This is a genomic window from Microcoleus sp. K4-B3 (assembly GCF_036704615.1).
In the GTDB taxonomy this organism is placed as follows: Bacteria; Cyanobacteriota; Cyanobacteriia; order Cyanobacteriales; family Microcoleaceae; genus Microcoleus.
On the sequence record NZ_JAUBSF010000006.1, the window covers coordinates 1 to 14,248 of the forward strand.

The 14,248-nt window shown below is 44.9% G+C and carries 10 protein-coding genes and 1 CRISPR repeat array; of the genes, 7 read left to right on the top strand and 3 right to left on the bottom strand.

Annotation, left to right across the window (positions count from 1 at the left end; translation table 11 throughout):
- The first annotated feature begins 62 nt into the window (after positions 1 to 62).
- The 3 genes from QUA78_RS04910 (at position 63) to QUA78_RS04920 (ending at position 3,894) form a co-directional block, all read left to right on the top strand.
- Entirely contained in the window at positions 63 to 1,844 is a 1,782-nt protein-coding gene (locus QUA78_RS04910; RefSeq protein WP_333304837.1) for a metallophosphoesterase, read from the top strand.
- 147 nt (positions 1,845 to 1,991) lie between these two features.
- A complete protein-coding gene (locus QUA78_RS04915; RefSeq protein ID WP_333304839.1) occupies positions 1,992 to 3,239 on the top strand; it encodes a DUF262 domain-containing protein in 1,248 nt (415 codons plus the stop codon).
- A gap of 13 nt (positions 3,240 to 3,252) precedes the next feature.
- Positions 3,253 to 3,894: a HEPN domain-containing protein gene (locus QUA78_RS04920; RefSeq protein WP_333304841.1), complete on the top strand. Its 642-nt coding sequence runs from the start codon at positions 3,253 to 3,255 to the stop codon at positions 3,892 to 3,894.
- A gap of 157 nt (positions 3,895 to 4,051) precedes the next feature.
- On the opposite strand, the gene QUA78_RS04925 is transcribed toward QUA78_RS04920, so the two are convergent.
- A complete protein-coding gene (locus QUA78_RS04925; protein WP_333304843.1) occupies positions 4,052 to 5,257 on the bottom strand; it encodes a DUF4336 domain-containing protein in 1,206 nt (401 codons plus the stop codon).
- Positions 5,258 to 5,383: 126 nt separating this feature from the next.
- Positions 5,384 to 6,205, bottom strand: coding sequence for a Uma2 family endonuclease (locus tag QUA78_RS04930; RefSeq protein ID WP_333304845.1), 822 nt, complete (start codon positions 6,203 to 6,205; stop codon positions 5,384 to 5,386).
- Positions 6,206 to 6,324: 119 nt separating this feature from the next.
- On the opposite strand from QUA78_RS04930, the gene leuB reads away from it, so the two are divergent.
- On the top strand, positions 6,325 to 7,410 hold the full coding sequence (gene leuB / locus QUA78_RS04935; protein WP_333304846.1) for a 3-isopropylmalate dehydrogenase: 1,086 nt from the start codon (positions 6,325 to 6,327) through the stop codon (positions 7,408 to 7,410).
- A 154-nt stretch (positions 7,411 to 7,564) separates the two neighbouring features.
- Here leuB and QUA78_RS04940 read toward each other — a convergent pair whose 3' ends face one another.
- The gene (locus tag QUA78_RS04940; RefSeq protein ID WP_333304848.1) at positions 7,565 to 9,043 is read right to left on the bottom strand and encodes a bifunctional orotidine-5'-phosphate decarboxylase/orotate phosphoribosyltransferase; all 1,479 of its coding nucleotides are present in this window, start codon (positions 9,041 to 9,043) and stop codon (positions 7,565 to 7,567) included.
- A gap of 222 nt (positions 9,044 to 9,265) precedes the next feature.
- Between QUA78_RS04940 and QUA78_RS04945 the strand changes: the two genes are divergently transcribed.
- The 3 genes from QUA78_RS04945 (at position 9,266) to QUA78_RS04955 (ending at position 14,244) form a co-directional block, all read left to right on the top strand.
- Entirely contained in the window at positions 9,266 to 9,496 is a 231-nt protein-coding gene (locus tag QUA78_RS04945) for a pentapeptide repeat-containing protein (protein WP_333304850.1), read from the top strand.
- A 97-nt stretch (positions 9,497 to 9,593) separates the two neighbouring features.
- Positions 9,594 to 10,304, top strand: a complete 711-nt coding sequence (locus QUA78_RS04950) for a DUF547 domain-containing protein (protein WP_333304852.1) — start codon at positions 9,594 to 9,596, stop codon at positions 10,302 to 10,304.
- A 250-nt stretch (positions 10,305 to 10,554) separates the two neighbouring features.
- A CRISPR array of direct repeats spans positions 10,555 to 13,317; the repeat unit is 37 nt; unit sequence GCCGCAATCAAACTAAACCCCTATTAGGGATTGAAAC.
- A 3-nt stretch (positions 13,318 to 13,320) separates the two neighbouring features.
- A complete protein-coding gene (locus QUA78_RS04955; protein ID WP_333304854.1) occupies positions 13,321 to 14,244 on the top strand; it encodes a GNAT family N-acetyltransferase in 924 nt (307 codons plus the stop codon).
- Positions 14,245 to 14,248: the final 4 nt, after the last annotated feature.

Here is a 14,248-nt window from a genome sequence, read left to right on the forward strand (position 1 = left end):
ATTTTTGGCTGGCATACTTCTGGCTTTTCTGTGACTTGTGATTTATTATTATACCAGTTTTAATGCGAAACAGCTTAGAATTTTCTCAAGGTTATTCTCGCAATCCCTGGTTTTTTGCTGTTTTGATTTTGATTGTCCTATTGCTAGGTTTTATTATGCCATCTAACCTCAACGAACCTCAACTTTTAACCGATCCCTTTCTCCAACTTCCAACAGCAAACTCGGTGCGAGTTGTCTGGTTTACCGAGTTTGCAGGTACTCGCAACACGGTTGCTTACGGCGAAAATCTGAATGAAATTGCGGCTGCAAATACTACGAAGCTAAGCCGCACTCGCGAAGACAAAGACTCGCGCATTTCCGAGGAAATCAAACAAAGCATAATTGACAGCAATCCAATTGTCCGCGACATCTGGCGCCACGAAGCAGAAGTCCCCAATTTAATGCCCGGTGTTCGCATTCCTTATCGAGTCACCAGCGAAAGGAAAGACGGCGCATCTGTCAGCAGCAAAATATTCACTCTTTCTCCGACACCAGCAGCAGGAATTGCGCTCAAAATTCTCCTCACTTCCGACCATCAATTGATGCCTATGACAGCAGCCAATCTCCAGAAAGTAGCCGAAATAATTGGGAGAGTTGACGCGGTTTTTATGGCAGGGGATTTAATTAATATACCCGATCGCGCTTCTGAATGGTTTGACGAAAATCGCGGCCGCGCCTTCTTTCCCGCTCTGCAAGGGCGCGCATTTTCCGCACTGGACAAAAACGGCATCAAAACAGTTTACAGCGGCGGTGAACTGATCCAACACGCGCCTTTATTCCCCGCCATTGGAAACCATGAAGTTATGGGTCGCTTTGCAACCAACAGCACACTCGGTGACCAATTTAATGATCCTTTTCCCCGCGCCGCTGCCGAGAAAATATACGCTCAACGTGCTGCATCTTTGAATCCCAATAATGATTCTTCAGTGCGCGAAATCTGGCTGAAAAACAATACTTTTAATAGCGATACCTATGACGAAATTTTCAATTTTCCGGAAGCAAAAAAATACTATGCTGTGACTTTTGGGGACGTGCGGTTAGTGACTTTGTACGTTACGAATATCTGGCGGACTCCGAATTTAGATCCGGGTGCAAGAGGCAGGTATCGCGAACGGGAGGAAAATTTTAATAATCCCGAAAAATGGGGATACGGACAGCATATTTTTGAGCCTATTGTCAAGGGAAGCGCTCAATATACTTGGCTGCAACAAGAGTTAAAGAGTTCGGAATTCCAGCAGGCAAAATATAAAATTGTGATGTTTCACCACCCGCCGCATTCTCTGGGTGACAATATTGTACCTGCTTATACTGAGCCAGTGCAAATAGTCGATCGCGCTCTCGATGGCGAGATTAAAATGGTGCGTTACGAGTATCCGAAACAGCAAGATTATCTGATTCGGGATGTAGTGCCGTTGCTAGAAACAGCGGGGGTGCAGTTGGTATTTTACGGACATTCGCACTTGTGGAATCGATTTGTAAGTTCCAGCGGAATGCACTTTTTGGAGACTTCTAATGTGGGCAACAGTTACGGTGCTTTTGCGGGGGAAAAACGCCGACTTGTGCCGCCGGGATATCGGGAAGATTACAGCGCTATTGGAGACCCGAACGGATTGGAACCTGTGGTGCCGACTGTTGCGCCTTTGTTGGGAGAAGACGGGCGGCCGCTGCCGTATATTGATAGCAATGATATTACGGCTTTTACTATTTTTGATACGGGGGAGGGTACTGTTAGCAGCTACTATTTTGATACGCGGAAACCCGGATCGGAAGTGGTGAAGTTTGATGAGTTTAAGTTGAAAAATTAGCCATCTAGCTTAAAAATACGTAAAAATTAAAAGCGATCGTTTTCATAATCGATAAATTAGTTACTGCTATGATAACTTAAGGCTTCTGACTTCTGCTATACTTAGGTATACTGTATCCAAATTAAACTTACCCAGTAGAGCGCGGTCATGCCTGAACTCAACCTCTTAGAAAAACAAGAAGAAGTAAGCTTTGATGAGGAAGATGAAGCTCTAGATTATGAGCTTGAATCTAATGGTAATCCCAAATCAGTATTAGACGAAATTTCCGAAATTATTGTAGCTGGGAATGACTGGACGACAGCCACCATACTCGATCAACTTGTTCGTGACAATATTCAACTTAATCCAAGATTTCAAAGACGAGATGCTTGGGATATAACTCGCAAAAGCAGGTTTATTGAATCAATTTTTCTAGGATTTCCCATTCCAGATATAGTTTTGGCTTCTCAAGATAAAAAGCGCGGAAAATTTGTAGTTCTTGACGGCAAGCAACGCTTGCTTACGATTCTGCAATTTTATGGAAGGAGCGAAACTCCCAACGATAGTTTTGCTTTGAAAAACTTAGAATTTAGACCTGAACTCAATGGTTGTACGCATGAGGCTATAAAAAACGATCTTCTCCATAGTTCTGTACTTGATGCACTCGATAATCAAACTCTTCGTACTACATTGATTCGGAATTGGCATACAGAAAGTTTACTCTACAAAATTTTTCTCCGTCTGAATGTAGAAAATACTCCGCTATCTCCACAAGAACTCAGGCAAGCATTGCATCCAGGTGATTTCATCAATTTTTTAGATGACGAATCAATTAAAAATCAGGCTTTAAGAAAAATACTTAAATCCCAAAATCCCGATCCTCGGATGCGCGATGTCGAATTATTACTGCGATATGTAGGATTCCATCATTTTTTATCCGATTATCGCGGTAATCTTAAAGTGTTCTTGGATATGACTTGCAAAAAACTCAACAAGGATTGGAAAGAGAAAAAAACTGAGGTCACATATACAGTTAGCCAATTTGAAAAGGCAGTGCAAACAACCACTACAATATTTGGAGAAGAAAATATATTTCGCGTGTGGTTGAGTAGTTATAATACTTACCGAGGCAAGTTTAATCGAGCTATTTTAGATGTAATGGTTTTTTATTTTTCAGATCCAGTTATTAGAGAAGCTGCTGAGAAGAATCGGGCGGGTGTGGAAAAAGCTTTTAAAGAGTTATGTTCATCATCTAATAGCGAATTCAGAGAAGCTGTTGAGAAAAGCACAACTAGCATGCGCGAAACTCATACTCGTCTCTCACTGTGGGGCAAAGCTTTGTTAAAGGTTTTGGATGTAGAGTTTAATGTACCTGAACTCGTAGATAACCATATTATCTTTAACGGTTTGAGGTAAGTTATTGAGAGGTATGCCAAAATCAGTTAGATTGCGTACTCTAACTCAGCAGTTAAATAGGTTAAAAAAACAATTTATTCCTAAGATTAGTCCTCTCGGTTCATATTCCGAGCGACAGCTAGCCTTAACTCTTGCCTACAGAGTTTTAGTTCATGCCGAAATTGAGGCTTATTTTGAGGACAGAGTTTGGGAAGTAGCCCTTAATGCTAAAAAGAATTGGGATAGTCAGGGTAAGACTTGCCGTACTTTAATCTGCTTGCTTGGCTTTTCTGGTCAAATGATGGAAGCACCACCAGATACACTGACTCCACCTAAGGGAAGTAAAGCTTTGCCACCGCAAAAAATAAAAGTCAACAAAAAAATAGATTTAGCTATTAATAGTTTTAAGCGAAGCATTGACCAGAATCATGGAATCAAAGAAGCTAATCTTCTGGCGTTGCTTTTGCCAATAGGAATAGATACCGATGATTTAGATCCTGCTTGGCTGGCTACCATGAATACGTTTGGGGAAGAAAGAGGTGTTGTGGCACATACTTCAGCTACATCCCCGAAAACTATTAAAAGCCTAAATCCTATAAATGAACTGCGGAGGGTAGAGCAAATTATTCAAGAACTTTTGAGGGTGGATGAGCTGATTAATAATTTAATGACATAAATGAATAAACCGACACCAATTGTCAAGAGTTTAATCTTTTTGGTAGGCTTCTAGCCGGAACGGGCAAGATGCCCGTTCCACAATACTTTATTTTTTTGTGGCACAGGCATCTTGCCTGTGCTCAAACAGCTTATTCAGAATGGTGCAAAATTTCAGATTAAACTTTCTCTTTTGCAGGCGGTACTAAACCTGTTTTATTCAAACCCGCATCAATCTGCCTGAGCAATTTAAAATCATCTTCGGGTAAAGAATTAACAGGCGAGTGTTTTGCCAGAAACGAGAATGCTTGCCGAAATTCACGCGGCCGGGAGTCGATCGCACTATCGAAGTGACAAGGTACAATCCTTTGAAAATCCCAACTCGCCACTTTATCCACCCAATCGAGAGTTTCCCTCGGCGCGCGGTTGAGAATCAATGTCTGCAAAATCGGGGCGACAAACAACCGCCCTCCTCCCCGCAAAGCCTCAAACGATCGCACCCAATCTGTTTTCCACTTGAACGGATACAACCCGAAATAAGCTTTTCTAGAGCGTTCTGGCGCTTGGCGCGCGCTGGCTAACACCTCCGACCACGGCGGCACTTCCAGCACGCTGGGGCTAAAATACATGGCAAATAAGGCGATTCTCTGCCAGCCTTTGCGCCGATTTTCCTGGGTGTCTGCCACCCTGTCCGAGGCGCTTTCTTTGGCGTGAAACAGCAGCGGGTAGGAGTCGAGTTGGACGATCGCCGGCGGATTTTCGGGAATCGAAACTATGGAATCTGTTAACATCAGCGTGCGCGATCGTCTGTGAAATAAGGCAACTTCTGCAAATTTGCCCAAACCGAGGTCGAGGGGGCCGAGAATTGCCCAGTCAAATTGATCGGCTAAGGGCGTGTTGCTGCTGTCAAACGGCAGTACAGACGTGCGTTTCGCCGGCAAACCCAGCCAACTCAGCGGCAAATTCACGGGGAAACTCCACTGCTGCGGGGCGACAAATACCTGCGCTTCGGGAAAACTCCTCGCAAAGGGGCCGACAAAAACTTTGTGCTCGATGCCTGAAACCGTTGTCAGCAGGATGTACTTCACCTCACCGTGCTCCGCTACTAACTCCTTTACCAAGCGGATGCACTCAGGAGTCGGTGCAACGGGGGCGTAGACGAGAAGGCCTTCGGGTTCTAGTTTAATTACTGTCATCCGAATCGGGACGACAACGTAGAAAATTCCTTGTAGCTGGTCAAAAGTCCAGATTGTGTCCTTAACAATTTCCTTGCGGATGGTGCGCCGCTTGCTGTAGGGATAGAGGGGGACGATGGGCCAAAAGGCCCAAGAATAGTCCCGAGAATCAATCTGTGCTGGTGTTGGTATGCCTTCGCCCTCTGCCACTGGTGCGACTCCTTGCCGATTTTTTTGTACGTGCGTGCGATCGAACTGTTTTTATCTTATTTCACTCCTGTTGCGCGGATTCGAGGAGTTGAAAAGGGGTTTCACCAGGCCTGGGTGCGAAAACTATTAAACCAACTGTTCAGGATCGATGCCTAGTTCCCGCAACCGCGCCGCTAGTCTTTCCTCTCGCTGTTGAGATTCTGTCAGTTGCTGTTGAGATGCTATGAGTTGCTGTTGAGATTCTATCAGTTGCCGTTCCGCCGCCGTTGCTCTTTCACCCGGACTCAAAATCAACCCTCCTTGGGCCGTAAACCATCGCAACCACAACCGATTCATACTCTTATAAGTGCCTTGCCACCAACCTAAACTCAATTGCAACTCAGGAATAAATAACCGCCCATCAATTAATTCTGCCGGTTCATAGTGGCCTCCTACAAGATGAAAAGCTCGCAATTCATCCGTGTAGCGACTGAACACAAAATAGTAAGGAATCCGCAAAATTTGTTCATAAACTTGCCACTTAGTCGGCGGTTCCCCAGCTTGCTGAACAGTCCGCCCTAAATCTTCATCTTCAGTGCCCGGCGATAGCAATTCCACCACCACAAACGGATTTACCCGTTCTTGCCAAACTACATAACTCAAACGCATATCGCGCCCTTGATAAAGCCTTGGCACACCCACCGCAGCAAACCAATCCGGGCGTTTGTGCCAGCGCGGTTGTGTTGCATCGTAATACAAATTTAGGTCACTGGCTGTAAAGACTTGTTCCGCATCCCATCCCGGCGGCAAAAACGTGAATTCCAAGAGTTGCGGCTGATCTAAATGAAATGTATCTGGCAAACCGGGCTCCTTTGGATCTTCGCTAGGTAAATCGTACATTGTTGGCAAACTCTGCCGGGGGTCTAGAGGCGGTTCAGCTTGAGCAGGCGGGTAAGTCGGGAATGTCATAATGAATTCTGAGGTTGCTTATCCTGATATGATTATAGCCTTGTGAGAATGTCTTGCATTTCCAAAGAATTCCCATTAACTCTCAATCTCAAATCTACAATCAAAACTCCAAAATCGATATGACTCAAAACTACCGCATCACTCTTTTACCAGGAGACGGCATCGGCCCTGAAATTATCGCTGTAGCGGTAGATGTCCTGAAACTTGTCGGTCAACAATTGGACATCGGCTTTGAATTTCAAGAAGCTTTAATGGGCGGCGCTGCTATTGACGCAACAGGCAATCCGCTGCCAGAAGAAACACTCTTAAAATGCCGCAACTGCGATGCAGTATTGTTAGCAGCAATTGGCGGTTACAAGTGGGATAATTTGCCCCGCAAACAGCGCCCGGAAACTGGATTATTAGGACTGCGCGCCGCATTGGGATTGTTTGCCAATTTGCGTCCTGCGACTATTTTACCGCAATTGGTTGATGCTTCTAGTTTGAAACGGGAAGTTGTCGAAGGCGTGGATATTATGGTCATCCGCGAACTCACAGGCGGCATTTACTTCGGCAAACCGAAAGGTATTTTTGAGACGGAAACAGGCGAAAAACGCGGTGTGAATACGATGGCTTACACCGAGTCGGAAATTGACAGAATCGGGCGAGTGGCTTTTGAGACGGCCAGGAAGCGGGGAAAAAGGCTGTGTTCCGTTGATAAAGCGAATGTTTTGGACGTTTCGCAACTGTGGCGCGATCGTATTATTGCCCTTTCTTCAGAATACCCTGATGTCGAACTTTCTCACCTCTACGTTGACAACGCAGCAATGCAGTTAATTCGCTGGCCGAAACAGTTCGATACAATTGTCACTGGCAATTTATTCGGCGACATTCTTTCCGATGCGGCGGCGATGCTAACTGGTAGCATTGGGATGCTGCCTTCTGCTAGTTTGGGAGCAACCGGGCCGGGAGTTTTTGAACCCGTACACGGTTCCGCACCGGACATCGCGGGACAAGATAAAGCCAATCCCATCGCCCAAGTTTTGAGTGCGGCAATGATGCTGCGCTACGCCTTAAATCAACCGGAAGCTGCTAATAAAATCGAGCAAGCAGTTGTCGAAGTTTTGGATCGAGGTTATCGCACTGGTGATATCATGTCAGAAGGCATGAAACTCGTCGGCTGTCGGGCAATGGGCAATGCTTTAATTGAAGTTTTGCAAGGTTGATATATTTACCTTTACTCGTTCCCAGGCAGAGCCTGGGAACGCATTTCAGGAGGCTTTGCCTCCCCTAAAACAAGGCAAACGAGACATAATTTTGGAGGCAAAGCCTCCGGAGCTTAATTACCAGGCAGAGCCTGGTAACTAGAAATTTTATAATTTAATGTTCTGCCGTCAAAAGATTGAATTGCTCGGTATCAATGCGATTTGCTCGATACAAAATCTCAGCTATTTCCGAAAGCGCTAGCACAGAATGTGCGCGATAACCGTTGGCCTGCATCTTATCTTTGACTCCCTGTTCGTGGTCGATCAATACTACAATATCTTCCACATTCAACCCAGCAGATTTTAACTTGCCCGCGCCTTCCATCACGCTTTTGCCACTAATCAAAATATCATCGACTACGACAATCGTTTCTCCTGCCTGAAAATGCCCCTCAATCAATTTACCTGCACCGTAAGTTTTCACTTCCTTGCGCGGGAAAATCATCGGGCGTTCCATCCGCAATGCTAAACCCGTCGCTGTGGGTAAAGAACCGTAGGGAATTCCCGCAATGCGATCGAATTTTAAGTTTTTAAGAATGTCTGCATAAGCGCTGACAATTTGATGGAAAATCTGCGGAATTGAGATAATTTTTCGCAAGTCGATGTAATATGGAAATACGGCTCCCGATGCTTGTACGTGGTCGCCAAAAACTACGCAGCCGATGTCATAAAGTTGCAAGATTAAATCGTGGTGAGGTTCCGGTTGTAAAAAGCAAACATCGGGCAGCCACAATTCGCAAGTGGGACTACCTTCGATCGCCCGCAGCCTCTGTTGATTAATACTATCCCGCAATTTCTCAATTTCTCGGCGCGGCTCTTTCCCCGCTAATAAACTCGGGGGGACTGGCAGCAATAAATCTTCACCATTCTTGCTTAAACCGGCCGCCAGCAGTTGTGCGAGGTCGTTTTCTTCTGTGAGGTCATTTTCTACGGGGATGTCTCCTTCGACTAAAATCAGGCGTTCAGGAGCCTCTTTGCGGATGCGGGCTAACATATCCGGCATTACTCCTACTTCTAAACCGACTTTTTCGGGAGTTCCCCAAGTTTGAGAGAGTCGGACTAATTGCAAGTAAAAAGGGTTGTTTGGCGTCGGGTATTCTTGCACAGCCGCCGCTGACGGGTTGGCGGTGGCACAGAGGACAAAAACAGTTTTTCCAGCGTATAACAAAAAAGGCGCTACTTGGTCGAATCCGGGATAGGGACTTAAAGTAATAGCGTCAACTCGCCAGTCTTGAAATACAATTTTGGCAAACACTGTGCTGGTATTTAAATCGCAGTGTTTGGCATCTAAAATTACTGGCAGGTGAGGGGGAATAATTGTTAAAATTTCTTGCAGCAATGCCCAACCGGGAATACCGAGAGATTGGTAAAAACCGAGGGTGATTTTGCAGGCACAGATTAAATCGGCTGTTTGGTCGATCGCACTTTTTAGCTTTGACAACAAATCAGTTACAAAAGTTTGAGTTTCCTCCCCTGTCATCGAAACCAGCGCGGGCAAGGTTTCCGGGTCGGGGTCGAGGGCTAAATACAGCAAACTTTGATTGTTTTCAACAGCCGCTAACAGTTTATCGAAAAAGTTGGTTCGATCCGTCATAGTTTGTTAGGGAGGTAAGGGGAATTTAAAAAATTGCCGCTCAAAGTGGGATTGGTGTTGTGCCGGAAGAAACCGATCCCTGTAGAAGTTGAAATTAAGAATCTTTTAAGATTGTAGAAGGTAAAGAGCAGGAAATCTGTAAATTAGGGAGCAGTTTCATGGGGACAGATGTTCGGGTTGGCTGCACCGGTGATTGCAGCTAACCCCCAGCAAGTCAATTAGTTGCGGCAAGCTAACCAGTCTCCGGGCTGCGATTTGATCGGCATTCCCCTAGCGCAGGCGAGTTTAGCAAATGCGGATTTGCCAGGGGCAGATTTGAGAGGAGGAAATTTTAGCGAAGCTAATTTATCGGGGGCAAATTTCAGCGGGGCTTTTTGGCGGCAAGCTAATTTACAAGGCGCTAATTTGAGCAATGCTAATTTAACCCGATCCCGTTTGACGGGGCTAATCTAAAAAATGCTACCGTTGCAGGTGTTATTTCGGTTGACGGTAGTATTAAATAGAAGCAGAAGCTCAAGCAATGCCCGCCTTATCATATGGATAGTAATAAATGATCGGTACGATCGACTTTACGATTTGGGACGAGTTGCTGCAACGCTACGTTGACGATTTGGGCCGCGTCAATTATCGGCGCTGGAAAGCTGAGGGGGCGGATGTTTTGAGGGCGTGGCTGGAAAGTTTGGCCGATTTGGATTTGGCGGAATGTACCGATGCGGATGCGCGGCTGGCGTTGTGGCTGAATGCGTACAATGCGATCGCAATTTCTCAAGTTCTGGAAGTATATCCGATCGCGTCCATCCGTCCCAAAATTTTGGGAATTCCCAACTGGCTGAGTTTTTTGGATTTTTTCACTCGTTCAAATACGATTATTGGCGGCAAAAAGTACAGTCTCAATCAAATCGAACACGCAATTTTGCGGCCGGAATTTGCGGAACCGCGCATCCATTTTGCATTAGTTTGCGCTTCAGTCGGTTGCCCGCTGCTGCGCCGGGGGGCTTATTTCCCGGAGTCTGTGCGGACTCAATTAGAAGCGGATGCGAGGCGTTTTATTCACAATCCCGATAAGGTGCGGTACGATGCCCAGAAAAAGACGCTTTATTTGAGCAAGATTTTTAAGTGGTACGGCGAGGATTTTGTAAAGGCGGCGGGTTCGGTGGCTGAGTATGTGGGCGGTTATTTGGGGCCGGAGGCGGCTGTGAGTGATGGATGGGCGATCGTTTTTTTGCCTTACGACTGGAATTTGAATCGGGTTGAGGGTTGAGTTTTCCGGGAATGGGTAGGTTTTTTTTGGGGGTGGTTTTTTTTCGGCTGTATCGCTTGCTATGTAAGGAGTTGAGCTACTTTTGGAAAAAATCGGTTCGCGGAAACGCTGTAATGCTTGCTGTGATTGGTTTTGAGGGGTGTTGAAAAATTTGCCTCTTGACAGGTCGATCGCTGAAATGGTACTTTTTAGATCGGTTCACGGAAATGTACCTTGAAAACTCAATAGAGTAAGGCTTTCAGATATGGCCGCCGCAATCAAACTAAACCCCTATTAGGGATTGAAACTTTCCAACTCATTTATAACAAAACTTAACTGCACCCAAGGCCGCAATCAAACTAAACCCCTATTAGGGATTGAAACCGTCCGAAGGTTTACCAAGAACTCTATCAATAATGCCGCAATCAAACTAAACCCCTATTAGGGATTGAAACTTTGACCGCTGGGCGGTAACGCCGGAGCGCAACATGCCGCAATCAAACTAAACCCCTATTAGGGATTGAAACAACCAGAAACTTTATGGACGCTGCACGCGGAAGAGCCGCAATCAAACTAAACCCCTATTAGGGATTGAAACGCCAAGCCGTGTACGATCGACTCGCAGCGCTTAAGCCGCAATCAAACTAAACCCCTATTAGGGATTGAAACGCAGATACTATGATTGTTCCAAATCCACATGAACCAACGCCGCAATCAAACTAAACCCCTATTAGGGATTGAAACTTTACACTTTTCTCGGGGAGATGGAACGAATCGGCCGCAATCAAACTAAACCCCTATTAGGGATTGAAACCGGATATTCTGCACAAGTGCTTTCATTGTATCCATCTGCCGCAATCAAACTAAACCCCTATTAGGGATTGAAACTCGGGAATAAAAAAATCAAAATGATTTTCAATAGCATTCCAGGGGCCGCAATCAAACTAAACCCCTATTAGGGATTGAAACCCGCTTAAAAGAGAGCGCGACCAAAAACAAAAAATTCGGCCGCAATCAAACTAAACCCCTATTAGGGATTGAAACTCTGGCTCTTGTTTTCTTAATGCTATCCCCAATATAGCCGCAATCAAACTAAACCCCTATTAGGGATTGAAACCCATTGCCTCTGCAACGGCGTAGTGTCCATATTCATGCCGCAATCAAACTAAACCCCTATTAGGGATTGAAACCGACCACGGAATTGAGGCAGTTGGCGGCAAAGTCGTCCAAGGCCGCAATCAAACTAAACCCCTATTAGGGATTGAAACGTGGATTCTTGACAGGCAGCGATCGGGGGGGTGAATCAGGCCGCAATCAAACTAAACCCCTATTAGGGATTGAAACATCGCGATAACCGGCAATTTCCCCAACCTGAACCAAGCCGCAATCAAACTAAACCCCTATTAGGGATTGAAACAGCCTGATTGTGTGGATGCTGCGGATACAGTTGATCGGCCGCAATCAAACTAAACCCCTATTAGGGATTGAAACATAATCCTAACAACTGCGATCGCATCACCTCAGAGTGCCGCAATCAAACTAAACCCCTATTAGGGATTGAAACAAAGCTTTGAGCGGTTTGTCTGGCGTCAGCCAAAATGCCGCAATCAAACTAAACCCCTATTAGGGATTGAAACTTAACAAAAACCTTCCTAAAGAATAAAATGAAACCAAGCCGCAATCAAACTAAACCCCTATTAGGGATTGAAACTTGGGGGAGGACGCTGAACGAACGATGAATTAGGCCGCAATCAAACTAAACCCCTATTAGGGATTGAAACCTTGAGTTTTATTTTTTCCATCTTCGTATTCTAATTGAAGCCGCAATCAAACTAAACCCCTATTAGGGATTGAAACAAACGACGCTCTACCGCTTCCTTTAAAGCGAGTCGCGCCGCAATCAAACTAAACCCCTATTAGGGATTGAAACGAATTAATTGATGCTCCAATTACCCGAGGCTACCTTGCCGCAATCAAACTAAACCCCTATTAGGGATTGAAACATGTGGGAGAACAGCCTTGCGGCGGGGGTCGTAGGCAGATTAGCCGCAATCAAACTAAACCCCTATTAGGGATTGAAACTTGACTGTACTAATTCCTTCAATTTGATCTGCGCGGAGGCCGCAATCAAACTAAACCCCTATTAGGGATTGAAACGGAGGCTTTTTTGTGCCTTAATTCTATTGAGCCGGTAGGCCGCAATCAAACTAAACCCCTATTAGGGATTGAAACGAGACTCTGCCTGATAGGATTTCTTTCAACTAATAAAAGCCGCAATCAAACTAAACCCCTATTAGGGATTGAAACTTATACCGAGCCAATGTGCAGCTTTATTGACCAGCGCCGCAATCAAACTAAACCCCTATTAGGGATTGAAACGAAGTCTTGGAAGGGAAAGCAAAAGGAGAACGCGCCGCAATCAAACTAAACCCCTATTAGGGATTGAAACTTCCACCCTTTAACTAAGGGACATTTACCGCGTAGCCGCAATCAAACTAAACCCCTATTAGGGATTGAAACTCAGGTTCTGGAGGCATAAGGTGACTATAATAAGCCGCAATCAAACTAAACCCCTATTAGGGATTGAAACTCAAAAATTTCCGATTGATATAGTGCAACCGACCCCAGCGCCGCAATCAAACTAAACCCCTATTAGGGATTGAAACAGATGATTTGGACTGAACATCTAGCGGGTAAAGATTTAGCCGCAATCAAACTAAACCCCTATTAGGGATTGAAACCGATCGCCTGATGGACAGCTTATGTCACATCCTCACGCCGCAATCAAACTAAACCCCTATTAGGGATTGAAACGTACATCGGCGTACAAAGTACAAAGCTTTTAGCCACCTAAGCCGCAATCAAACTAAACCCCTATTAGGGATTGAAACATCTCGGTGCAGAACTGCTGCCAGTGCTTGCTAAAGCCACAATCAAACTAAACCCCTATTAGGGATTGAAACAAATCGCAAAATAAAGGCAAATAGTATAGTAGAGGCCGCAATCAAACTAAAATCCTATCAGGGATTGAAAAACGGTGGCACTAACAGCGCATGAACTGGCAGCCGATGTTGCAACCACCAAAAACCCCAGATCCAATAACTTTAAGTACAAAAATATGACCCAAAAACAATGGATGATTAGCCGGATGACGATATCGGAACTTAATTTAGCAGTAGATTGGGCAGCCGCAGAAGGTTGGAACCCCGGATATTATGATGCCGAATGTTTTTTTCAAACCGATCCTCAAGGATTTTTCATGGGTTATTTGAATGATGAACCTATTGCTTCAATTTCTGCCGTTGCCTATGATTCCAGTTTTGGTTTTATTGGTTTTTATATTGTTAAACCTTCCTTTCGGGGCCAGGGATGGGGATTAAAATTGTGGCAAGCCGCGATCGAATATTTAGGAACGCGAAATATTGGTTTGGATGGCGTTATTGCCCAACAGGAAAATTATCAAAAATCAGGTTTTAAATTAGCTCACCGTCACATTCGTTATCAAGGTCTAGGATTTGGAGTTATTCCTGACGAGCTGATTCCACTTTCAACGGTTCCTTGGGAAGAAATTCTAGCCTATGATTCTCAACATTTTCCTGTTCGCCGTCCGGTTTTTTTAAAGCATTGGATTCAACAACCTGAAATAATCGCTTTCGGTGTCAAACATCAGGGAAAACTAAGCGGTTATGGCGTTTTAAGAGTTTGCCGTCAGGGGTATAAAATTGGGCCGTTATTTGCCGATAATGTCTGTTTTGCCGAATTATTATTGCAAGGATTAATGGCAAAAATACCTGATGTTACTGTATTTTTAGATGTGCCTGATACCAATTTAGAAGGTATTAATCTGGCTGATAAGTACCAAATGAAACCAGTTTTTGAAACTGCACGAATGTACACATTAACGCCACCAATTTTACCCCTAAATCGAGTGTTTGGGGTGACAACCTTAGAACTAGGTTAAACAT